22 protein-coding genes are annotated in these 22,250 nt (G+C 72.4%); 14 read left to right on the forward strand and 8 right to left on the reverse strand.

Annotated features, from left to right (window positions below):
- The first annotated feature begins 67 nt into the window (after positions 1 to 67).
- Positions 68 to 1,285, forward strand: coding sequence for an alpha/beta hydrolase (locus tag ABT057_RS30700; protein WP_352346881.1), 1,218 nt, complete (start codon positions 68 to 70; stop codon positions 1,283 to 1,285).
- A gap of 57 nt (positions 1,286 to 1,342) precedes the next feature.
- Positions 1,343 to 2,197 (forward strand): DUF4429 domain-containing protein, encoded by an 855-nt coding sequence (locus tag ABT057_RS30705; RefSeq protein WP_352346927.1) that lies wholly within the window; start codon positions 1,343 to 1,345, stop codon positions 2,195 to 2,197.
- On the opposite strand, the gene ABT057_RS30710 is transcribed toward ABT057_RS30705, so the two are convergent.
- The gene (locus ABT057_RS30710) at positions 2,198 to 3,214 is read right to left on the reverse strand and encodes an aldo/keto reductase (protein WP_352346882.1); all 1,017 of its coding nucleotides are present in this window, start codon (positions 3,212 to 3,214) and stop codon (positions 2,198 to 2,200) included.
- Positions 3,211 to 3,675, reverse strand: coding sequence for a MerR family transcriptional regulator (locus tag ABT057_RS30715; protein ID WP_352346883.1), 465 nt, complete (start codon positions 3,673 to 3,675; stop codon positions 3,211 to 3,213). Before ABT057_RS30715 ends, ABT057_RS30710 begins: the two co-directional genes overlap by 4 nt.
- A gap of 97 nt (positions 3,676 to 3,772) precedes the next feature.
- Here ABT057_RS30715 and ABT057_RS30720 point away from each other — a divergent pair, with 97 nt between their 5' ends.
- On the forward strand, positions 3,773 to 4,243 hold the full coding sequence (locus tag ABT057_RS30720) for a GNAT family N-acetyltransferase (protein WP_352346884.1): 471 nt from the start codon (positions 3,773 to 3,775) through the stop codon (positions 4,241 to 4,243).
- A 19-nt stretch (positions 4,244 to 4,262) separates the two neighbouring features.
- Entirely contained in the window at positions 4,263 to 5,078 is an 816-nt protein-coding gene (locus ABT057_RS30725) for a serine hydrolase domain-containing protein (protein WP_352346885.1), read from the forward strand.
- A gap of 3 nt (positions 5,079 to 5,081) precedes the next feature.
- Here ABT057_RS30725 and ABT057_RS30730 read toward each other — a convergent pair whose 3' ends face one another.
- Positions 5,082 to 5,732, reverse strand: coding sequence for a pirin family protein (locus tag ABT057_RS30730; protein WP_352346928.1), 651 nt, complete (start codon positions 5,730 to 5,732; stop codon positions 5,082 to 5,084).
- 94 nt (positions 5,733 to 5,826) lie between these two features.
- Between ABT057_RS30730 and ABT057_RS30735 the strand changes: the two genes are divergently transcribed.
- From ABT057_RS30735 to ABT057_RS30755, 5 genes are all read left to right on the forward strand, one after another.
- Positions 5,827 to 7,032, forward strand: coding sequence for a PucR family transcriptional regulator (locus ABT057_RS30735; RefSeq protein WP_352346886.1), 1,206 nt, complete (start codon positions 5,827 to 5,829; stop codon positions 7,030 to 7,032).
- Between the two features lie 89 nt (positions 7,033 to 7,121).
- Positions 7,122 to 8,036 (forward strand): ACP S-malonyltransferase, encoded by a 915-nt coding sequence (locus ABT057_RS30740; protein WP_352346887.1) that lies wholly within the window; start codon positions 7,122 to 7,124, stop codon positions 8,034 to 8,036.
- Positions 8,037 to 8,048: 12 nt separating this feature from the next.
- Positions 8,049 to 9,050 (forward strand): ketoacyl-ACP synthase III, encoded by a 1,002-nt coding sequence (locus ABT057_RS30745; protein WP_352346888.1) that lies wholly within the window; start codon positions 8,049 to 8,051, stop codon positions 9,048 to 9,050.
- 92 nt (positions 9,051 to 9,142) lie between these two features.
- Positions 9,143 to 9,391, forward strand: coding sequence for an acyl carrier protein (locus ABT057_RS30750; protein WP_030796760.1), 249 nt, complete (start codon positions 9,143 to 9,145; stop codon positions 9,389 to 9,391).
- Positions 9,392 to 9,491: 100 nt separating this feature from the next.
- A complete protein-coding gene (locus ABT057_RS30755; protein WP_352346889.1) occupies positions 9,492 to 10,763 on the forward strand; it encodes a beta-ketoacyl-[acyl-carrier-protein] synthase family protein in 1,272 nt (423 codons plus the stop codon).
- Positions 10,764 to 10,828: 65 nt separating this feature from the next.
- Here ABT057_RS30755 and ABT057_RS30760 read toward each other — a convergent pair whose 3' ends face one another.
- Positions 10,829 to 11,323: a DUF3145 domain-containing protein gene (locus ABT057_RS30760; RefSeq protein WP_352346890.1), complete on the reverse strand. Its 495-nt coding sequence runs from the start codon at positions 11,321 to 11,323 to the stop codon at positions 10,829 to 10,831.
- 282 nt (positions 11,324 to 11,605) lie between these two features.
- On the opposite strand from ABT057_RS30760, the gene ABT057_RS30765 reads away from it, so the two are divergent.
- A complete protein-coding gene (locus tag ABT057_RS30765; RefSeq protein ID WP_352346891.1) occupies positions 11,606 to 12,496 on the forward strand; it encodes an SGNH/GDSL hydrolase family protein in 891 nt (296 codons plus the stop codon).
- A gap of 15 nt (positions 12,497 to 12,511) precedes the next feature.
- Positions 12,512 to 13,489 carry an aldose epimerase family protein gene (locus ABT057_RS30770; protein ID WP_352346892.1) on the forward strand — a complete coding sequence of 326 codons (978 nt, stop codon included), beginning with the start codon at positions 12,512 to 12,514 and terminating at the stop codon, positions 13,487 to 13,489.
- Positions 13,490 to 13,568: 79 nt separating this feature from the next.
- Here the strand turns inward: ABT057_RS30770 and ABT057_RS30775 are convergent, their stop codons facing one another.
- Positions 13,569 to 15,986, reverse strand: a complete 2,418-nt coding sequence (locus tag ABT057_RS30775; protein WP_352346893.1) for a beta-glucosidase family protein — start codon at positions 15,984 to 15,986, stop codon at positions 13,569 to 13,571.
- A 105-nt stretch (positions 15,987 to 16,091) separates the two neighbouring features.
- Here ABT057_RS30775 and ABT057_RS30780 point away from each other — a divergent pair, with 105 nt between their 5' ends.
- Complete coding sequence (locus ABT057_RS30780) at positions 16,092 to 16,673, forward strand: TetR/AcrR family transcriptional regulator (protein WP_352346894.1); 582 nt, start codon at positions 16,092 to 16,094, stop codon at positions 16,671 to 16,673.
- A 43-nt stretch (positions 16,674 to 16,716) separates the two neighbouring features.
- Complete coding sequence (locus ABT057_RS30785) at positions 16,717 to 17,958, forward strand: pyroglutamyl-peptidase I (RefSeq protein ID WP_352346895.1); 1,242 nt, start codon at positions 16,717 to 16,719, stop codon at positions 17,956 to 17,958.
- Here the strand turns inward: ABT057_RS30785 and ABT057_RS30790 are convergent.
- The 3 genes from ABT057_RS30790 to ABT057_RS30800 form a co-directional block, all read right to left on the reverse strand.
- Positions 17,935 to 19,098 carry a winged helix DNA-binding domain-containing protein gene (locus ABT057_RS30790; RefSeq protein ID WP_352346896.1) on the reverse strand — a complete coding sequence of 388 codons (1,164 nt, stop codon included), beginning with the start codon at positions 19,096 to 19,098 and terminating at the stop codon, positions 17,935 to 17,937. The two genes, ABT057_RS30785 and ABT057_RS30790, sit on opposite strands and share 24 nt — an antisense overlap.
- A 49-nt stretch (positions 19,099 to 19,147) precedes the next feature.
- A complete protein-coding gene (locus ABT057_RS30795) occupies positions 19,148 to 19,936 on the reverse strand; it encodes an EI24 domain-containing protein (RefSeq protein ID WP_352346897.1) in 789 nt (262 codons plus the stop codon).
- Positions 19,937 to 20,005: 69 nt separating this feature from the next.
- Positions 20,006 to 20,869, reverse strand: a complete 864-nt coding sequence (locus tag ABT057_RS30800) for a hypothetical protein (RefSeq protein WP_352346898.1) — start codon at positions 20,867 to 20,869, stop codon at positions 20,006 to 20,008.
- Positions 20,870 to 21,055: 186 nt separating this feature from the next.
- Here ABT057_RS30800 and ABT057_RS30805 point away from each other — a divergent pair, with 186 nt between their 5' ends.
- Positions 21,056 to 22,207, forward strand: a complete 1,152-nt coding sequence (locus tag ABT057_RS30805; protein ID WP_352346899.1) for a serine hydrolase domain-containing protein — start codon at positions 21,056 to 21,058, stop codon at positions 22,205 to 22,207.
- Positions 22,208 to 22,250: the final 43 nt, after the last annotated feature.

The following is a 22,250-nucleotide window of genomic DNA, read 5'->3' on the forward strand; positions in this document are numbered from 1 at the left end:
GCGCGAAACGTGATCCCGGTCACTTAACTAACTCGAGACCCTCTCGTTCTCCTAGTGTGTCCTCCCAGTGACTTCCTTCGACACCTCCCCGCAACTCAACGTCTGGCGCGCCGTGCTCGCCCTGGCCGTGGTGTTCGTGATGCTGGCGACCACCGGCTGGACCGCCGTGCGCCACCACCGGGGAACCACCGCCCTGCAGGCCTCGCGCACGGCCTTCGAGCACGGCCGGACAGGCGGCCGCGCACTGCCGGACCTCGACGTGGCACCCCGCAGGATCGCCCGCTTCTTCGCCTCGCTGACCGCCGCCCAGCGCACCGGGCTCGCCCACGACTACGCGCTCGCGGTGGGCAACCTGAACGGCGCCCCCGTCGAGCTGCGCTACCGGGCCAACCGGATCGCCCTGCGCCAGCAGACCCGGGTCGAGCGAAAGCGGATGCACGACAGCCGCCTCTCGCCCGCCGGGCAGCAGGAGGCCGGGCGGCGCATGCACCGCTACGAGGCCATGAGCAGCGCCCACCGGCAGATCCTCGCCTTCGACCCGGAGGGCTCGGGCCGGGCCGCCGAGGTCTTCGGCGACCTGGACCGGGCCGAGCGGATCTCCGTCGTCGTCCCCGGCGTCGACACCGACCTGCTCACCTTCCAGCGCACCCACCGCAAGTACTCGGCGCCCGCCGGCATGGCCGAGGCGCTGTACACCGCCGAGCACGAGGCGCGCCCCTCGACCTCGACCGCGGTGATCGCCTGGGCCGACTACACCTCGCCCGACGGCCTCGGCATCGACTCGGCGACCGCGATGCGCGCCGAGAACGGCGCCGTACGCCTGAACGCCCTGCTGCGCGCACTGCCGGGCACCTCACCCGTCTCGATGTTCTGCCACAGCTACGGCTCCGTCGTGTGCGGAGTCGCCGCCCGGGGCATGCCGGAGCGGGTGACCGACATAGCGGTGGCCGGCAGCCCCGGCATGCGGGCGGAGACGGCGGCCCGGCTGGGCACCGGCGCCCGGGTGTGGGCGATGCGGGACGCCGACGACTGGGTGCAGGACGTGCCGCACCTGGAGGTCGGCGGCCTCGGGCACGGCGAGGACCCGATGGCCCGCGCGTTCGGCGCGCGGGTGCTGTCCTCCCGGGACGCGAAGGGCCACGGCGGCTACTTCGTGCCCGGCACGGACAGCCTGCGCAATCTCGCCGGCATCGGCACTGGCGCGTACCGCTCGGTGGAGTGCGCGGGCGATGCCACCGCCTGCCGGGCGGATTTGTCCGACACGACGACGGCTGGACGCGCGTAGAGACGCAGGAACTGCGGTGCGCGTGGGGAGGGGACGAAGATGCGTGTCCCGCATACGATGAGCCGCATGGGTGACGTACTGGCCGGTTTTCATGCCGCCTGGGAGTTCGAGTCCGACTCCGTCCTCATCCGCTACGAACGGGGGATGCGCACGCCCAAGCTGCTCTCGGCGCTGGGTGAACGGAGGGTTCCGCTGACCGCCCTGTCCGGGGTGACGCTCACCCCCGGCAGACGCGGGACCGTCGTGCTGCGCGCCGAGCCGCGGCCCGGGGCGGATCCGCTGATGGAGGCGGCGGCGGGACAGCTGAAGGACGGGGGCGACCCCTACCGGCTGGTGCTGCCGGCCGAGCGGAAGGTGCTCGCGGAGTACTACGCCGACGAACTGCGGTCCCGGCTGACCGAGTCCGGACCGGCGGAGCGGTTCCTCGTGCCGGCTCCCGAGGCGCCGCTGTCCTTCAAGGCCTACGACGGGAAGGCGTCCTTCGACGGACGGACCGTGCGCTTCCGGTGGTTCTGGACGGGGGCCTCGTCGGCGAAGTGGAAGGCCGGCGACCAGCGCTTCGCCGTGTCCGAGCTGAGCGGGGTGGAGTGGCGTTCGCCGGAGGTGTTCGAGGGGCACCTGAGGCTGCTGCGCGGGGAGGACACGCCGGCGCAGGCCGACCAGGACCCCGCGACCGTCGTGTTCGGACTGGGGTACGGGCCGGTGCACGAGTCGCTGCCGTTCGCGGCGGCGGTCCTCTCCGCGGTGCGCGGACGCGGGGCCACGGCGGCCGTCCCGGCGGCGGCCACGCCGCGCCGGGACCCCGCCGACATCGCCGAGCGGATCCGCCACCTCGGGGAGCTGCACCAGGCCGGGCTGGTCACCGACGAGGAGTTCTCCGTGAAGAAGGCGGAACTGCTGGCCGAGCTGTAGCTACTCGCGGCCGGCCGAGGTGAACCGCATGTCCGGGTAGCGGTCGCCCGCCACCTTGGCCGCGATCGGCTCCAGCAGAGCCAGCTCCTCGTCCGTGAGGTGGATCGCGGTCGCCGCCGTGTTCTCCTCGATCCTGCTCGGCTTGCGGGTGCCCGGGATCGGGACGACCGGCAGACCGTGGATCCCGGCCTGCTGCTGGACCCAGGCCAGGGCGATCTGGCCCAGGGTCGCGTCGTGGGCCTTGGCCACGGAGCGGACGGGCTCCAGGAGGGCCGCGTTCGCGGCCGCGTTCTCGCCGGTGAAGCGGGGCTGCGTACGGCGGAAGTCGTCGGCGGTGAGGTCCTGGTCGGCGTCGGCGAAGGAGCCGGTGAGGAAGCCGCGGCCGAGCGGGGAGTACGCGACCAGGGCGACGCCCAGCTCCCGGACCGCCGGAACGACCTGTGCCTCGATGTCCCGGCTGAACAGCGACCACTCCGACTGCACGGCGGCGATCGGATGCACCCCCTGCGCGGCCCTCAGCTCAGTGGCCGTGACCTCGCTCAGGCCCAGGTGCTTGACCTTGCCCTCGCGCACCAGCTCGGCCATCACACCGACGGTCTCCTCGATCGGCACCTCCGGGTCGCGCCGGTGCATGTAGTAGAGGTCGATCACGTCGACGTCCAGCCGCTGCAGGCTCGCCTCGACGGCGGTGCGGATGTACGGCGCGTCGTTGCGGATGATCCGCCGGGTCGGGTCCTCCGGGGGGATCGACAGGGCGAACTTGGTGGCGATGACGATCTCGTCGCGGTGCGCCTTGAAGAACGGGGAGAGAAACTTCTCGTTCTCGCCGGCTCCGTACGCGTCCGCCGTGTCGTACAGGGTGACGCCGAGTTCCAGGGCGCGCTCCAGGGTGGCCCGGGAGGCGTCCGCGTCCACGGGTCCGTAGGCGAAGCTCATGCCCATGCAGCCCAGGCCCTGGACACCGACCTCGGGGCCGTTGTCGCCGAGGCGCGCGGTGGGGATCCTGCTGTCGGTCATCCGGCTTTCTCCGTTTCGTAGGCGCGTCCGGCTTCGGCGTAGAAGCTGATCTTCCGGTCGAGTACGGCGAGCGTGTCCTGCAGTTCGGCGATCCGGGACAGGACGTCCCGGCGGGTCGCCTCCAGGAGCTCGAACCGTTCGACGAACGTGTGGTCGCCCTCCCGCACCAGTTCCGCGTAGCGCACCATGTCGGCGACCGGCATGCCGGTCAGCCGCAGCTTCCCGACGAGGTCCAGCCAGTCGAGGTCGCGGTTGCGGTAGCGGCGCTGCCCGGTGTGCGAGCGGTCGATGTGCGGCATGAGGCCGATGCGCTCGTACCAGCGCAGGGTGTGCGCGGTCAGGCCGGTGAAGGCGACGACCTCGCTGATCGTGTAGAGGTCCTGGCCTTCGGGGCGTCGGTGGGGTTGTGGCGGGGCGGCACAGCTGTCGGCCCTGGTACCCGTGGTCTCCATCACCGTCATGGCCCCCACGCTATGACCTTGGAGTGGGCTCGAAGCAAGCGGAAACGGTAAGAAATCCGGGGGACACGGCTTGATCGAGACGGTTAGCGTGCCGGGCATGAGTCTCGCACGCCGTGCCGAACCCGATGACGCCCCCGAAGTACTGCGGCTGCGTCAGGTGATGATCGACTCCATGTTCTCCGCGTCCGCGTCCACGGAGTGGCACGAGGAGTCCCTTCCGGTGCTGCGGGCGCGGCTCGCCGAGGCGGAGAAGGGTTTCGCCGCCTTCGTCGTCGACCATCCGGAGCGGCCGGGGGCGCTGGCCGCGCTGGCGGTGGGGACCGTGGAGTACCGGATCGGGCGGGCGGGCAATCCGCACGGGCGGGTCGGGCACGTCTTCAGCGTCGCCACCGACCCGGACACCAGGCGCCGGGGGTACGCACGCGCGTGCATGGAGGCCCTCGTCGACTGGTTCCGCGAGCAGGGCGCCCGCCAGGTCGACCTCAACGCGTCCGCCGAGGCCGAGCCGCTCTACGCGTCGCTGGGCTTCGTCCGCAAGCCGGACCCCTCGATGCGGCTGTCGCTGTAGGCCGCATAGGCTCGGGGGCATGTCGCTGAAGAGCCTCGCGTTGATCGAGAACTGGCCGGTTCCCACTGCCGCGGCGGGTGTGGTGCGGGCCGACGGGACGGTCCTCGGGACGCACGGCCCGGTGGGGCGGCGCTTCCCGCTGGCCTCGGTCACCAAGCCGCTCGCCGCGTACGCGGCGCTCGTGGCGTACGAGGAGGGGGCGGTGGAACTGGACGAGCCCGCCGGGCCGCCCGGGGCGACGGTCCGCCATCTCCTCGCGCACACCTCGGGGCTGGCCTTCGACGAGCACCGGGTGACCGCTCCGCCCGGAGAACGGCGGCTGTACTCCAACGCGGGGTTCGAGCAGCTCGGCGATCACCTCGCGAAGGCGACGGAGATGCCGTTCGCCGAGTATCTGCGGCAGGCGGTGCTGGAGCCGCTGGGGATGGCGGACACCTCCCTGGAGGGCTCCCCCGCCAAGGACGGCGTGTCCACGGTGACGGACCTGCTGCGATTCGCGGCGGAGGTGCAGGCGCCGCGGCTGCTGGATCCGCGGACGGTCGCGGAGGCGATGAGCGTGCAGTATCCGGGCACGAAGGGCGTCCTGCCGGGCTTCGGCCACCAGAACCCCAACGACTGGGGCCTCGGCTTCGAGATCCGCGACTCCAAGTCCCCGCACTGGACGGGCTCTTCGTCCTCCCCCCGGACCTTCGGCCACTTCGGCCAGTCCGGCACGTTCCTGTGGATCGACCCGGACGCGCGGGTGGCCTGCGTGGCCCTCACCGACCGCTCCTTCGGCCCGTGGGCGGTGGAGGCGTGGCCGGCGTTCACGGACGGGGTGCTGGCCGAGCTGTAGGGCCTACGCCATCTCCCAGACCAACAGCTCCACTTGGGTCACCCCGACCGCCTCCACACCCTTCTCGGCCGTGATGCGGGCCGCGTCTCCCGGCCCCAACTCCGTACCGTCCAGCCGTACTTCGCCGCGCACCACGTGGACGTACACCTGTGGCGCGTCCGGTACGGCAGTACGCTCGCCCGGCGCGAGGCGTCGCACGTGGAGCATCGCGGACGCCTCCGGGACCGCGTACGGGGTGGAGTCGGCGATCCCGTGCACGATCTCGTAGGACGGGTCGCCGCCGGGGTCCAGGGGGGCCAGCCACATCTGGACGAAGGCGAGGGGCGCCGCGCCGTCGTTGCGTTCGACGTGCCGGACGCCGGCCGCCGAGCTGAGCCGCTGGACGTCCCCGGGGCGGACCGTCGTCTCGTGGCCCCGCGAGTCGCGGTGGGTCAGCTCGCCCTCCACCACCCAGGTGACGATCTCCGTGTGGCTGTGCGGATGCTCGTCGAAGCCGGCACCGGGGGCGAGGCGCTCCTCGTTGCAGGCGATCAGCGCGCCGAAGCGGAGGTTGTCCGGGTCGTAGTGGGGCCCGAAGGAGAAGGCGTGCCGGGTCTCGACACCGGCCGCGGGGTCCCCGCCGGGGTAGCGCGTGTCGGCGCGCCTTACGTCCATCACGGGGACCACCGTAGACCTCCGGTGCCCAGGTGACCCCCTCACCTGCGACCCTCGGCGCACGTGCCCGTCCGGATAAGGCAGTCTTGTCATCGTGCCCGAACCCGAAGCCCATCACCCCGACACCGCGGCGCAGGCCCCGCACCCGCACCCCGCGACCCTGAAGCGGCTGGTGAAATCCTCCGGAAGTCTCGCCGCCCAGGCCATCGCGCGGATGGACGAGACCCTGCCGTGGTACCGGGCGATGCCCCCGGAGAACCGTTCCTGGATCGGGCTGGTCGCCCAGGCGGGCATCGCCGCCTTCACCGAGTGGTTCCGGCACCCGGACGCGCCCCAGGCGATCTCCACCGATGTGTTCGGGACCGCGCCGCGCGAGCTGACCCGGGCGATCACGCTCCGGCAGACCGTGGAGATGGTGCGGACCACGATCGAGGTCATGGAGTCCGCGATCGACGAGGTCGCGGCCCCCGGGGACGAGAACATGCTGCGCGAGGCCCTGCTCGTGTACGCCCGGGAGATCGCCTTCGCCACCGCCCAGGTCTACGCCCAGGCCGCCGAGGCGCGCGGTGCCTGGGACGCGCGGCTGGAGTCGCTCGTCGTGAACGCGGTGCTGAGCGGGGAGGCCGACGAGGGGGCCGTCAGCCGGGCCGCCGCGCTCGGCTGGAGCGCTCCGGAACATGTGTGCGTCGTCCTCGGGACCGCCCCGGACGGCGACTCGGAGCTGACCGTGGAGGCCATCCGGCGGGCCTCGCGCCACGCCAAGCTGCAGGTGCTGACCGGGGTGCTCGGGTCGCGGCTCGTCGTCATCGCGGGCGGCAGCGACAATCCGCTCGCCGTCGCCAAGTCGCTGATCGGGCCGTTCGCCGCGGGTCCGGTGGTCGCCGGGCCCGTCGTGCCCGATCTGCTGGCCGCGACCCGGTCCGCCCAGGCCGCCGCCGCCGGGCTCAAGGCGTGTTCCGCCTGGCAGGACGCCCCGCGCCCGGTCCTGGCCGACGATGTGCTTCCGGAACGCGCGATCGCGGGTGACCCCAGCGCGCGCGAACAGTTGGTGGAGGAGATCTACAGACCGCTGGAGGAAGCGGGCTCGGCACTTCTGGAGACGCTCTCCGTATATCTCGAACAGGCGAGCAGTCTGGAGGGCGCCGCCCGAATGCTGTTCGTGCATCCCAACACCGTGCGCTACCGGCTTCGACGTGTGACTGACGTCACCGGATGGTCGCCATCGGATGTACGCTCCGCATTCACCCTGCGGATCGCGCTCATCCTGGGGCGCCTGGTCGACGGCGATCCCCAGAGCTAGCTTTTTGTCGGGGGTCCACAAAACCCCCTGCCGTTCTTCGTCCCTGTCCCCACGGGCGGCTTCGGCCGTCCACAAGAGAGAGTGTGAGAGTGCTCGTACTCGTCGCTCCCGGCCAGGGCGCCCAGACGCCCGGCTTCCTGACCCCCTGGCTCGACCTCCCCGGTGTCGAGGACCGTCTGCGTACCCTTTCGGCGGCCATCGACCTCGACCTGGTGCACTACGGCACGCACGCCGACGCGGACGAGATCCGCGACACCGCGATCGCCCAGCCGCTGCTCGTGGCCGCCGGCCTCGTCTCCGCCGCGGCGCTGGGCACCGTGACGCCCGGCGCCGTCGCCGGGCACAGCGTCGGCGAGATCACCGCGGCCGTGTTCTCGGGCGTCCTCGACGACACCGCCGCCCTGACCCTCGTCCGCAGGCGCGGACTGGCGATGGCCGAGGCGGCCGCGATCACCGAGACCGGCATGTCGGCGCTGCTCGGCGGCGACCCCGAGGTGTCCGTCGCGCATCTGGAGAAGCTGGGCCTGACCCCGGCGAACATCAACGGCGCGGGCCAGATCGTGGCCGCGGGCACGCTGGAGCAGCTCGCGGCGCTGAACGAGGACAAGCCGGAGGGTGTCCGCAAGGTCGTCCCGCTGAAGGTCGCGGGCGCCTTCCACACGCACCACATGGCTCCCGCCGTGGAGGCCCTCGGCAAGGCGGCGGCGCAGCTCTCACCGGCCGACCCGAAGATCACCTACGTCTCCAACAAGGACGGCCGGGCCGTCGCCACCGGTGACGAGGTGCTCGAGCGCCTGGTCGGCCAGGTCGCGAACCCGGTCCGCTGGGACCTGTGCATGGAGACCTTCAGGGAACTCGGCGCCACCGCGATCATCGAGGTCTCCCCCGGCGGCACGCTGGTCGGCCTCGCCAAGCGGGCGCTGCCCGGCGTGAAGACGCTGGCGCTGAAGACACCGGACGACCTCGATGCCGCTCGCGAGCTGATCGCAGAGCACGGAGCCTGACAAGGAGCCCTGATGGCGAAGATCAAGCCCACCAAGGGCCACCTGTACGCACGCATCCTCGGCGTGGGCGGTTACCGGCCCACCCGGGTCGTGCCCAACGAGGTCATCCTCGAGACGATCGACTCCTCCGACGAGTGGATCCGCTCGCGGTCCGGTATCGAGACCCGGCACTGGGCGAACGACGAGGAGACCGTCGCCGCCATGTCGATCGAGGCGTCCGGCAAGGCGATCGCCGACGCCGGGATCACCGCCGAGCAGATCGGCGCGGTGGTCGTCGCCACCGTCTCCCACTTCAAGCAGACCCCGGCCGTCGCGACCGAGATCGCCGACAAGCTGGGCACGCGCAAGGCGGCCGCCTTCGACATCTCGGCCGGCTGCGCGGGCTTCGGCTACGGCCTCACGCTCGCCAAGGGCCTGGTCGTCGAGGGCTCCGCGGAGTACGTGCTGGTCATCGGCGTGGAGCGGCTGTCCGACCTGACCGACCTGGAGGACCGGGCGACGGCCTTCCTGTTCGGCGACGGCGCGGGCGCGGTCGTGGTCGGTCCCTCCGCCGAGCCGGCGATCGGTCCGACCGTATGGGGCTCCGAGGGCGACAAGTCGGACACCATCCGGCAGACCGTGCCGTGGACGGACTACCGCGACGGCGAGGTCGCGAAGTTCCCCGCGATCACCCAGGAGGGCCAGGCGGTCTTCCGCTGGGCCGTGTTCGAGATGGCGAAGGTCGCCAAGGAGGCGCTGGACGCCGCCGGCGTCTCCCCCGGCGAGCTGGACGTTTTCATCCCGCACCAGGCCAACGAGCGGATCATCGACTCGATGGTCAAAACTCTCAAACTGCCGGAGTCCGTCACGGTCGCCCGTGACGTGCGCACCACCGGCAACACCTCGGCCGCCTCGATCCCGCTCGCGATGGAGCGGCTCCTGGCGACCGGCGAGGCGAAGAGCGGCGACACCGCGCTCGTCATCGGTTTCGGGGCGGGTCTCGTCTACGCAGCCACTGTCGTTACCCTCCCCTAGGCACTCCGTGCCGGATCTTCCGCGTACGCGACGGTCCGGTTCGGGAAAGCACCACCGCCACACCCTCTGGAACACAAAGAAGGAGCGCCGTCATGGCCGCCACTCAGGAAGAGATCGTCGCCGGTCTCGCCGACATCGTGAACGAGATCGCCGGCATCCCGGTTGAGGACGTCCAGCTGGACAAGTCCTTCACCGACGACCTGGACGTCGACTCGCTGTCCATGGTCGAGGTCGTCGTCGCCGCCGAGGAGCGCTTCGACGTCAAGATCCCGGACGAGGACGTCAAGAACCTCAAGACGGTCGGCGACGCGACCGAGTACATCCTCAAGAACCAGGGCTGATCCACCGGCCCTCGGCTGAACTGCCCCGCCACCCGGCGGTGGCGCCGCTCTCCCCGCACCGGCGGGGGTAGTCCTCCTCGCAACGTTGGAGAAAGAATCCGTGAGCCCGACCAATCGCACCGTGGTCGTCACCGGTATCGGCGCAACCACACCGCTGGGTGGCGACGCAGCCTCTACCTGGGAGGGTCTGATCGCCGGCAAGTCCGGCGTCAAGCCCCTGGAGTTCGAGTGGGCGGCCGACCAGCCCGTCCGTATCGCGGCCCCGGTGGCCGTGGAGCCCACCGAGGTCATCCCCCGGCCGCAGGCCCGCAAGCTGGACCGCTCGGCGCAGTTCGCGCTGATCGCGGCGAAGGAGGCGTGGGCCGACGCGGGCTTCGAGGCCAAGGCCGGTGAGGACCCGGCCGTCGACCCCGACCGCCTGGGCACGGTCATCGCCTCCGGCATCGGCGGCGTGACCACCCTGCTCGACCAGTACGACGTGCTGAAGGAGAAGGGCGTCCGCCGCGTCTCCCCGCACACCGTGCCGATGCTGATGCCGAACAGCCCGTCCGCCAACGTGGGTCTGCTCGTGGGCGCCCGCGCCGGCGTGCACACCCCGGTCTCCGCCTGCGCGTCGGGCGCCGAGGCCATCGGTTACGCCATCGAGATGATCCGTACGGGCCGCGCCGACGTCGTCGTCGCCGGTGGTACGGAGGCGGCGATCCACCCGCTGCCCATCGCCGCGTTCGGCAACATGATGGCGATGTCGAAGAACAACGAGAACCCGCAGGGCGCCTCGCGTCCCTACGACGTCGCGCGCGACGGCTTCGTCCTGGGCGAGGGCGCCGGTGTGGTCGTCCTGGAGTCCGCCGAGCACGCCGCCAAGCGCGGGGCCCGGGTCTACGCCGAGGCCGTCGGCCAGGGCATCTCCGCCGACAGCCACGACATCGTGCAGCCGGAGCCCGAGGGCCGCGGCATCTCGCACGCGCTGCAGCACCTGCTGGACAGCACCGACCTGAACCCGGCGGAGATCGTGCACGTCAACGCGCACGCCACCTCCACGCCGGCCGGTGACGTCGCCGAGCTGAAGGCGCTGCGCAAGGTCTTCGGCGACGACGCCGACCACATGGCCGTGTCGGCGACCAAGTCGATGACCGGTCACCTGCTGGGCGGCGCGGGCGGCGTCGAGACCGTCGCGACGGTCCTCGCCCTCTACCACCGGATGGCCCCGCCGACCATCAACGTCGAGAACCTCGACCCGGAGGCGGAGGCGAACGCGGACATCGTCCGCGGCGAGGCCCGCAAGCTGCCCGTGGAGGGCCGTATCGCCGCGCTGAACGACTCGTTCGGCTTCGGCGGGCACAACGTCGTCCTGGCGTTCCGCACCGTCTGAGAAGCGTACGTGCGCAACTGAAGGGGCCCCACCTCTCGAGGTGGGGCCCCTTCACGCTTCAGGTCTCAGACCACCTGGTGCAACCAGCGCACCGGGGCTCCCTCGCCGGCGTATCTGAACGGCTCCAGTTCGTCGTCCCAGGGCTTGCCGAGGAGTTTGGCGATCTCCGCCTCCAGGTCGGTCTCGCCGCGCTGAGAGCGGGTCAGGGCCGCGCGCAGCCGGTCCTCCGGGATGAGGATGTCGCCGTGGATGCCGGTGACGGCGTGGAAGATGCCCAGGTCGGGGGTGCAGCTGTAGCGCTCGCCCTCGGCGGTGGCGCTGGGTTCGGCGGTCACCTCGAAGCGCAGCAGGTGCCAGCCGCGCAGGGCGGACGCCAGCTTGGAGGCGGTGCCGGCCTCGCCCTTGAAGGAGAACTCCGAGCGCCAGGTGCCGGGCGCGGCGGGCTGCCGGATCCAGTCGAGGTTGACGCGCGTGCCGAGCACCCCGGCGACGGCCCACTCGACGTGCGGGCACAGCGCGCGCGGCGCGGAGTGCACGTACAGAACTCCACGTGTCGTCACCGGGACCTCCGGGCAGAGCGGGACAGTCTTGCAGGCTGGCATGGCGGCGATGGCAGGGCAGCCGCGTTGATGGCGAGGCTACCGTGCGGCGGCGCAAGGAGTGTGACGTACCGTCGGTCCCGGTGCCGTGAACATCCGCCTTTCACTCGGCAGGACGCCTGTACGGGTGTGAAGCGTTGCATCTTGTGGGCCACCTCTTGCGGAGCGGTCGCGCGAGCCCGGGAACTCCCGTGCGTTGTCATGGGTGGGTCGTCTGTCCGAGAAGCGAGGGGATCACGAGGGATGCGGAAGCGAAACCGGCGCGTGCGCGCGGCGCTCGCCGTCACCACGGCCGCCGCGCTGGGGCTGGCCGGCTGCGACGCGCTGGGGGGCGGCGGCTCCGGCACCGGGACGACGGCGGGGCGGGCGAAGCCCTCCTCCGCACCGCTGTGGGACACGAGCCCGGCCTCGATAGCGGCGGTGGGCGACTCCATCACGCGTGGCTTCGACGCCTGTACGGTCCTGCAGGACTGTCCCGCGGTGTCCTGGGCGACCGGCGACAGCGCCGAGGTGAAGAGCCTCGCCGTACGGCTGCTGGGCGCGTCGAGGGCGGCCACGCACAGCTGGAACTTCGCGGTGACCGGGGCCCGGATGGCGGATCTGCCGGACCAGATGGCGCAGGCGGTGGCGCACAAGCCGCAGCTGGTGACGGTGATGGCGGGGGCGAACGACGCGTGCCGGGCGTCGACGGCGGCGATGACGCCGGTGGCCCGCTTCCGGGCGGAGTTCGAGGAGGCGATGGGCACGCTGCGCCGGGCGCTGCCCAAGGCGCAGGTGTACGTGTCGAGTGTGCCGAACCTGAAGCGGCTGTGGTCGCAGGGGCGGACCAACGCGCTGGGCAAGCAGATCTGGAAGCTGGGGCTCTGCCCTTCGATGCTGGGGGACGCGGACGCGCTGGACGCGGCGGCGACCGCGCGGCGGGACACGGTGCAGGCCCGGGTGGAGGAATACAACAAGGTGCTGAAGGAGGTCTGCGCGAAGGACCCGCGGTGCCGGTTCGACGGCGGCGCGGTGTACGACTTCCGGTTCGGCACCGAGCAGTTGAGCCACTGGGACTGGTTCCACCCGAGCAAGGACGGTCAGGCGCGGCTCGCGGAGATCGCGTATCGCAGAGTCACGGACAAGACCTCGTGACTTAAAGTTTCCACCATGAGCGAACACTTCGGAACACTTTCCGATGGCACTCCGGTGTACCGCTGGACGCTGGAGCGCGCCGGCACCCGGGTGCGGGTGCTGTCGTACGGCGGGATCGTGCAGTCCGTGGAGGTCCCGGACCGCGACGGGCGGACGGCGAACGTGGTGCTGGGGTTCGCGGACCTGGAGGGTTATCTCGCGTACCCGGAGCCGTACCTCGGCGCCCTGATCGGCCGGTACGCGAACCGGATCGCGCATGCCCGTTTCCCGCTGGACGGGGTGACGTACGCGCTGGAGCCGAACAACGACCCCAATTCGCTGCACGGCGGCGCGCGCGGCTTCGACAAGCGGGTTTGGGAGGTGGAGCCGGTCGAGCACGGGCTGCGGCTGAGCCGGGTGTCACCGCACGGCGAGGAGGGATTCCCGGGCCGGCTGCAGGTCACGGCGACGTACTCGCTGGACGCGTCCGGCGCGCTGCGGTTCGTCTACGAGGCGGTCACGGACGCGCCGACGGTGGTGAACCTGACCAACCACAGCTACTTCAACCTCGGCGGTCCGGGCAGCGGGGCCGCGAGCGGCCATGAGCTGCGGCTGGCGGCGGCCCGGTACACGCCGGTCGACGGGGACCTGATCCCGGCCGGGGAGCCGGCGGCGGTCACCGGCACCCGCTTCGACTTCCGCACGGCCCGCAAGACCGGCTCCGGGTACGACCACAACTTCGTGCTCGACAAGGGGGTCACCGCGGTGCCGGAGGAGGTGGCCGAGCTGCACGACCCGGCGAGCGGGCGGGTGCTGACGGTGGCGACGACCGAGCCGGGGCTCCAGGTGTACACCGCGGACCATCTGGGCGAACCGTTCGTGCCCTGCGAGGGGGTGGCGCTGGAGACCCAGCACTTCCCCGACTCCCCGAACCGGCCGGACTTCCCGGGCACGGAACTGCGGCCGGGCGGCCGGTACCGGTCGGAGACGGTGTACGGATTCTCGGCGCGATAGCGGCCGCGGCGGTAAATAGCCCCGGCCCAGGGGTCAGGTCCCGGGCCGGGGCTGTTCATGGGGATGAGGAGTTCCCACGTCAGACGTTAACCGTCGCGGTGATCCTGCGGTCCGCGATAGAGCTACCCACCTGGATTTCGTACGAACCCTTCACAAAGAGCCACCGGTGCGCGGCCTCGTCCCAGATCTCGAAGGCGCGCCGCGGGAGCTCGACGGTGACCTCGGCGGACGCTCCGGGGCCGGCTTCGGCGGTGGTGAAGCCCGCCAGCCAGCGGGCGGGGCGGTCCGGGTCGTGGCCGGTGGGCGCGAGGTAGACCTGGACGACCTCGCGGCCCGGGCGTTCGCCGCTGTTGCGGAGCCGGACGGTGACCGTCAAGCCGGTGATGTCCACCGACTCGTAGGTCCAGCCGGTGTAGCCGAGGCCGTGGCCGAACGGGTACGACGGTGTCCTGCCCTCCTTCTCCCAGGCGCGGTAGCCGATGAAGACGCCCTCGGTGTACGGCAGTTCGCCGTCGGCGGGGACGACCCCGGTGACGGGGGCGTCGGTGAGGGAGCCCCAGGTGGTGGGGAGACGGCCGCCGGGCTCGTGGGCGCCGGTCAGGACGTCCGCGAGGGCGGCGCCGCCCTCCTGGCCGGGGAACCAGGTGAGGAGGACCGCGGCGACGTCCTCACGCCAGGGCAGTTCGACCGGGGAGCCGGAGTTGACGACCACCACGGTGTTGGGGTTGGCGGCGGCGACTGCGCGGACCAGGTCGTCCTGGCGGCCCGGGAGGCGGAGGTCCTTGCGGTCGAAGCCCTCGGACTCGACCCGGTCGGTGGTGGCCACGACCACGATCGCCGTGTCGGCGGCGCGGGCGGCCTCGGCGGCCTCGGCGATCAGCTCGTCGGGGTCGCGCCGGGGCTCCTGGTGGGCGAGGGCGAAGGCGACGACCTTGAAGGGAAGGTCGGCGGGGAGGTCGAAGACGTGGGTGAGGGAGACCTCCACCGGTTCGCCCGCGGTCAGTTCGGCCTGGGCGCGGGGCACCGGCGCGCCGAAGAACGCCTCGAACGGGTCGCCGTCGTCGGCGGGGAGCTGGACGTCGTCGTAGTACGTGGTGCCGGCGACGGTGAGCCGGAAGGCCCCGGTGCCCTTGATGCCGAAGGAGTGCGGGCCGCTCTCGCGGGGGATGAAGGTGCCGGTGAGTTCGACGCTGTGGAGCGCCTGGTGGGTGACGCCCTCGGGGAGGTCGGTGCCCATCCACTGGATCTGGCCGTTGGGTGCGGCGGCGATGCCGATGGTCCGGCCGTCGGCGTCCCGGCAGACCGCGCGGAGGGTGAAGCCCTGGTCGTCGACCGCGAGTTCCGTGCTGGGGTCGGCGCCCACCGTGTAGGTGAGGGCGCCTTCGGGGAGGGCTGTGGTGAGGCCGTCCAGCGGGGAGACGGTGCGGGCCGGGAAGACGGTGGCCGAGCCGCCGCCGAGGACGCGGGCGTCGCGGGCCGCGGCGCCGCTCAGGGCGACCGTGGTGTCCGGTGCGAGCGGCAGGGCCCCGTGCTCGTTGCGGACCAGGACGAAGGAGCGGTGGGCGATCTCGCGGGCCAGGGCCTCGCCGTCGACCGGGGCGGGGAGGCCGGTGACCGCGGGCTCGGCGCTCTCCAGGGCACCGACGCGGGCGGCCAGCCGCAGCACGTTGCGTACGGCCGTGTCGACCTCGGACTCGTCGAGCAGGCCGTCGCGTACGGCCTGGGCGAGGGCGGGGCCGTAGACCGTCCGGGGGCCGGGCATGGCGACGTCGAGGCCGCCCTTCAGGGCGCCGACGGTGTCCCGGGCCGCCGTCCAGTCGGAGACGTTGAAGCCGTCGAAGCCCCATTCGCCGCGCAGCACCTCGTTCACCAGATGGTGGTGCTCCGTCATGGTCGTGCCGTTGACCGTGTTGTAGGCGGTCATGATGCCCCAGGGGTGGGCGTTCTCGACGATGGCCTCGAAGGGGGCGAGGTACAGCTCGCGCAGGGCGCGCTCGCCGACCAGGTTGTTCACGGTGAAGCGGTCGGTCTCGGCGTCGTTGGCTACGAAGTGCTTGACGGTGGTGCCCACGCCGCCCTGCTGGACGCCCGTGACGTACCCGGTGCCGATGCGCCCCGTCAGGTACGGGTCCTCGCTGTAGGCCTCGAAGTGGCGGCCGCCGAGCGGGGAGCGGTGCAGGTTGACGGTGGGGGCGAGCAGGACGTGGACGCCCTTGCGGCGGGCCTCCTGGGCGAGCAGGACGCCGGCGCGGCGGGCGAGCTCGGGGTCCCAGGTGGCGGCGAGGGCGGTCGGGGAGGGCAGGGCGACGGAGGGGTCGTCGGCGCTCCAGCGCACGCCGCGGACACCGATCGGGCCGTCGGACATGACGAGGGACCGCAGGCCGATCTCCGGCAGCGCGGGCAGCGACCACGTGTCCTGGCCGGCCAGCAGCCGGGTCTTGGCGTCCAGGTCGAGCTTGCCGAGTGCCTCCTCGACGGCGCCTTCGATTCCCGCCATGGGCGGTGCCTCCTCGTTGGGTGCGGGTGCTCCTCCTCGACATCGTGCACCGCTCACCTGTAGAACGGTAGGTTTCGTTATCCCGCCGTTATTCATTTCGACCGGATGCCGTACCGTGACGGCATGAGCGCCAGAACCAGGAGCGAGGAGCGGCGGGCCGAGATCGTGCGGGCGGCCCTGGAGGTGATCGCCGAGCGGGGCTACCGCGGGGCGTCCCTCGCGGCGGTGGCCGAGCGGGTGGGGCTGACCCAGCAGGGGCTGCTGCACCACTTCCCGACGAAGGACGCGCTGCTGGTGGCCGTCCTGGAGGAGCGGGACCAGTGGGACGCCGTGCCGAACACCGGCTGGCGGGTCGACCTGCTGATCTCCCTCGTGGAGTACAACGCGATGCGGCCCGGCATCATCCAGACCTTCTCCGCGCTGCTGGGCGAGAGCGTGACGGAGGGGCATCCCGCGCGGGAGTACTTCACCCAGCGGTACGTCCGGGTCCGGGAGAACATGGCGGCCGTCCTGCGCGCCGAGTACGGCGACCGGCTGCCCAACGGGCTCACTCCGGAGCGTACGGCCCCGCTGCTGGTGGCGGTGATGGACGGGCTGCAGTACCAGTGGCTGCTGGACCCGGAGTCGGTGGACATGCCGGGGGCGCTGAGGGACTTCCTGCGACTGCTGGGGGAGGACGGGAGCTGAGCGCGTGGAGTTGAGCAGGTGACGCGAGGGGCATACAACCCCCGTGAATTCCTTACGTGCGCGCATCGGCGTCCTCGGCCTGGCCCTGCTGGCCGGCCTGTCCACCACGACCACGACCGCGACCGCCGCCGAGGCGGCGCCCTCCCCCACCGTCGAGGAACAGCGGCTGGAGCAGTCCGTACCGCGGGAGATCCTCGCCCGCTCCGGATTCGACTCCGTGGCCCCCGAGTTCACCGCCGCCCTCGAAACCGCCCACTCCTACGCGCAGGCGCGCCGGGTCGTCGTACGCGAAGGGGCCGCGCTGTGGCGGCGGGCCGTCGACCGGGTGCAGGGGCGGGGCCCGGCGGGCGGCGACCTGAGCCGGGACGACGACCGGCCGCTGTACTGGGCCCGGCTCGGCATGACCCGGGAAGTACGCACCTGGGAGCCGTCGTTCGGCCTCTCGGCGCGCCAACGGACGACGCTGCTCGACTCGTTGGAGCGCACCTCGCGCGGGCAGACCGACATCCGCTATCCGCGGGGGCGGCAGGCCAAGGGGCTCAAACGGATCCTCGTCACCGGTTTCGACCCGTTCACCCTGGACCGGGACATCCGGATCTCCAACCCCTCCGGGGCGAGCGCCCTCGCTCTCGACGGCACCGTGATCCGGACGGCGGAGGGCCCGGCCCGGGTGGAGACGGCCGTGTTCCCGGTGCGCTGGCAGGACTTCGCGGAGGGCACGGTGGAGCGCACCCTCCGCCCCTACCTCCCGCACGTCGACCTGTTCACGACCGTGAGCCAGGGGCGGGTCGGGCGCTTCGACGTGGAGCGGACGAACGGCGCCTGGCGGGGCGGCTTCCCCGACAACGACAACATCGGCCGGACCGAGACCGTCCCCGTCACCGACCCCGCCTCGCAGCCGCAGTGGACGACGACGACCCTGCCGTACGCGGCGATCGTCGCGGCCGACACGGGCCGGTTCCCGGTGTACGACAACACGAGCGTGACCGAGATACCGGCGGGCGGCACGGAGGCGGTGGTGCGGGCGGACGGGCCCACGGCGGGGTCGACCGCGCGGGCCGGGGGCGGCGGGAACTACCTGTCGAACGAGATCGCCTACCGGGCCACCCTGCTGCGGGACCGGCTGGGCCTGCACGACCGCCTGCCCGGAGGCCATGTCCACACGCCTGTGCTGCAGTTCGGCACCGGGAACACCACCGAGGTGACCGACCCGGAGTTCGTACGGAACCGGCTGGACATCGTGGCCCAGGTACGGGCGATCCTAGCCGTGGCGGCCGGTGAGTAGCCGCACCTCGGCGGGGGTCGGGAGCTTGGCCCACCAGTGGGCGTAGCGGTTGTGGAGGGACTGGTCGCGGTCGGCGAGGAGAGCGCTCAGTGAGCGGGCCTCGGCGGCCAGGCCCTCCCATACGGGTGCGGGCAGCGGGTGGAAGGCGCTCGCCTCGACGCCGGCCTCGGTGACGCGCCAGACGCCCGCGACCCGGCCGTCGACGAGCAGGGTCGGCAGGACGTCCCCGTTGATGCGGGTGACCAGCTTGCGGTACTCCGCGGGGATCACCCGGGAACGGTCGGCGTAGGCCAGCAGGACGCTGTCCCACAGAGGCAGGAGGCGGGGCGGGGCCGGGGTGTCGGCCGGGGGGCGGGGGGCGTCCGGGACGTCGTACAGCCGGCTGCCGTCGGAGGCGGTGAGGTGCTCGAGGGTGCCGTCGTCGAGGGCGCGCAGGGCCTTGCGGACGTGGGCCCGCTGGAGCAGGCCGAACTGGGCGATGTCGGCCACCGTCGCCGGGCCGAAGGCGGCCAGGTAGCGCAGGACCAGGGTGCGCAGGGCCGCCGGCTCCGGAGTGCGGCCGGCGAGCGGTGGGCCGGGCGGCGCCGCGACGAAGCAAGGGCGGAGGCCGAAGGACCAGGGGGCTTCGGTGGGGGCGTGCAGGAGCGGGGCGTAGGCGCGCAGCCCCCACCAGGCGGCCGCCTTCCGTTCGGCGCCGACGCGTTCCGCCAGCCAGGTCTCGATCTCGGCGGCGGTGCGCTGCCGACGGGTGAACTCCAGGAGTTCCGGGACGAGTTCCTCCGCGTCCGCGGGGGTGAGCCCGGACTCGGCGAACCGGGCTCCCAGGCGGGAGCCGTACAGCGTCTGCTGCATCGCGCCGCGGAAGGGGCGGTGGTCGTCGGCGTGCACGGCGTGCAGCGTGATCCGCATCAGGGTGGCCTTCACCACCGTGCGGGTGGCGAACGCCTCGTCGAGGGCGGCCGGTTCGAAGCCGGCGACGCGGTTCCAGAGGGCGATGTACGGCGAGGCGGGGTGCTGGGCCTGGAGGGCGACGACCCGGCGAACCGCGTCGGGGATCGTCAGCGGCTCGCGCCGCAGGAGGAGTTGGCGGGCCAGGGTGGCGCGGTTGAGCTCGCCGGGGGTCAGGGGGCGCGACGTCATCGGTGGGGCCGCCCGCCCGGGGCGCCGACGGCGACGGCGAACGACTCGGTCATGCGGTGAGCTCCTCCTCGGCCTCGCTGTCCTCGTCGCGGTTCTCCTCGCCGAGCAGGTCGCGGGCCATGAGGGTGGCGCCGGCGACCGCGCCCGGCATCAGGAACACCGCGACGACGGGGACCAGGAAGGCCAGGCCCAGGGGGGTGCCGAAGCCCCAGACCAGGGTCTTGCGGGAACGGAGCAGGGCGAGGCGGGCGCGCAGGTCGACGCCGCGGCGCTGGAGGGCGACGGCGGTGAGTTCCTCGGTGAGGAAGAAGCCGGTGACGAAGAAGCCGATCACCGGGATCACCGTCTGGCCGACGAACGGCACGAAGCCGAGGGCGAAGAGCAGGACGCCCCAGAGCGCGGCGCGGACCAGGATGCGCAGGCTGTCCCGGGCGGAGATCCACAGCTCGCGCCAGAGCGGCAGGCCGGACTCCGGTGCGGTGCCGTCGGGGGACACGTCCCGGTCGACCGTCTCGGAGAGGCTCTCGTAGAACGGCTGGCCGATGAGCAGGGTGACGGCGGTGAAGGTGAGGACGGCGAGCAGCAGCCCGAGGGCGAAGAGGACGAGGGTGAGGAAACCGCGGAAGAGGCCGAGCCAGGGACTCTGCCAGTCGTCGGCGAAGGGGGTCGCCCAGGCGACGAAGTCCGTGCCCCACACGGCCAGCGCCACCAGGGCCGCCAGATACAGGACGAGCGTGATCAGACCGGGCACCAGCCCGAAGCCGTACTGCTTTCCGTGCCGGGCCACCCAGCGCTGGCCCTTCATCAGGTACTGGAAACCCACCCCGAGATCACGCATGGCCGAACTCTATCGGTCGTGTGCACATCATCCACTTCGGCCGATCCCGGGACCTCCGGTGACCGGTGATCACACCGGCACGGCCACCAGCACCTCCCCCTCCGTGCCCGAGGGCGACACGGCCGCCGCCACCCGTACCGCCGTCGCCCGGGCCGCGCGGCCCGCTCGGGAGGCGCCGGCCACCAGGGCGGGCTGGAGCCGTTCCAGGCCCGTGATCATCAGTTCCTCGCCCGCCACCAGGACCGGGCGGACCGCCTGTGCCGAGTCGGCCGCCGCCTCCGTCAGGTCGGCGAGGGCGGGCAGCGCGGCGCGTACGACGTCCGCGCCCGCCGTCGCCGCCCGCTGCGCCAGCGCCGCCTGCACGGGCGCCATCGGGGCCACGGCCGCCGTGACCGCGTCCGCGATGCGGCGCAGTTCCGGGGAGGAGTCGTGCAGCACCTCCGCCGCCGCCCGCAGCAGCGGGGCCGCGGCGAGCAGGGCGCCCGCGGCCAGACCGGCGCCCGCGGGAAGCAGCGGCGCGGCCGCCTCGACCAGCTCCCGCAGGACCGCCGCGAACTCCTCCGCCGCCGGCTCCACCGCGTCCAGCACCGGGAGCAGGCCCTCCCCCAGGGCGGTGAGAAGCGCACGGGCCGGTTCGCCCAACGGGTGCGCCGCCAGGGGCGCCCCGCTGGTGCCGAGCCGGGTGAGGGCCTCGACGGTGCGGTAGAAGGCCTCCTGGGCCTCGGGAGTGGCGCTGGCCTCGGCGAGCTCGGCCGTCGTCCGCCGCAGCACCCGCAGCGCCTCGGCGCCCGAACCGTCCCTCGGGTCGAGGGTGTTGATCGCGATCCTGGTGATGTTGCCCGCGGTGTCGAGAAGTTGTCCGGTGATGTCGGTGGTGCTGCGGGCGATACGCAGCACGTCGTCCCTGCTGGGCAGGGACAGGATGGTCGCCATGGCTCTCCTCGCCTCGCGCACCGCCCCGGGCACCCCTGCCCGGTACCCCCAGCATGCCCACTGCCGGCGGCCCTCATGGGCCGTCCGGCTCATCGGTGCCACGAACACCACGTCACAGCGGTTGAGTCGAACAGGTATGCCTCACCGTACCGATCTCCAGAGGCGGCCGAGTGCGAGGAGGAGCGGATGACGAGGGAGATCCACGGCACCGTGACCGGAGGGTTCGAGACGGTCAAGGAGGAGTTCGCCGCCTTTGTGGCGGAGGAACGGCCGGACTACGAGGGTCAGTTGTGCGCATATGTGCACGGCCGACGGGTCGTCGACCTGTGGGCCGGGGACGGCACCGACGCGGACGCGCTCTACGGGGTGTACTCGTCCACCAAGGGCGCCGCGCATCTGGTGGTCGCGCTGCTCGTCCAGGACGGCACGCTGGAGCTGGACCGCAAGGTGACCTACTACTGGCCGGAGTTCGCGGCCGAGGGCAAGGGCCTGCTGACCCTGCGGGAGCTGCTCGCGCACCGGGCGGGGGTGGTCGGCACGGAGACCGGCTTCTCGCCCCAGGAGCTCGCAGACGACCGGCAGCTCGCCGAACGCCTCGCCGACCAGCGCCCGTTCTGGCGCCCGGGCACCGCCTTCGGCTACCACGGGCTGGTCATCGGCGCCCTCGCGGGCGAGGTCGTACGGCGGGCCACGGGCCGTACCCTCCAGGAGGTGTACGAGGAACGGGTGCGCGCCCCTTACGGGCTGGACTTCTTCCTGGGGCTGCCCGCCGCGCACGAGCCGCGCTTCCGCAGCGCCCGGCCGATGGCGCCGACGGCCGAGCAGCGGGTGCTCCTCGACTCCGTGCCGAGCGGCCCGCACACGCTCGCGGCCATCGCCTTCAACCGGCATGCCGCCGAGCCCACCGACCTCGAACTCCTGCCGAACGACCCGCTGATCCGGGCCAAGGGGCCGGCCTCGGTGGGCGGGGTCGCCTCGGCGCGCGGTCTCGCGGGACTGTACGCGGCGGCGATCAGCGAGATGGAGGGGAAGGCGCCGCTGCTGAAGGAGGACACGGCGGCCGAGTTCGGGCAGTTCCACTCGGTCGGGTACGACCTGGTGGCCCGTGCGCACAAAGCGTTCGGCATCGGTTTCCAGGCGACCGCGGACACCTGGCACCCGTTCCTGGGCGCCGGGGCGTTCGGGCACAGCGGGGCGGGCGGCTGTCAGGCGTTCGCGGATCCGCGCAGCGGCCTCGCCTACGGGTACACGCGGCGCCGGTTCGCGTTCCCCGGCGGGGCGGCGCCGGAGAACAACCGCCTGGCGGCGGCCGTCCACAGGGCGGCGCTCACCGTGTGAGGCGTGCGCGGGCACGAGGCGTGTACGGGTGTACGGCGTGCAC

This window comes from Streptomyces sp. NPDC002588 (assembly GCF_040295925.1).
In the GTDB taxonomy this organism is placed as follows: domain Bacteria; phylum Actinomycetota; class Actinomycetes; order Streptomycetales; family Streptomycetaceae; genus Streptomyces.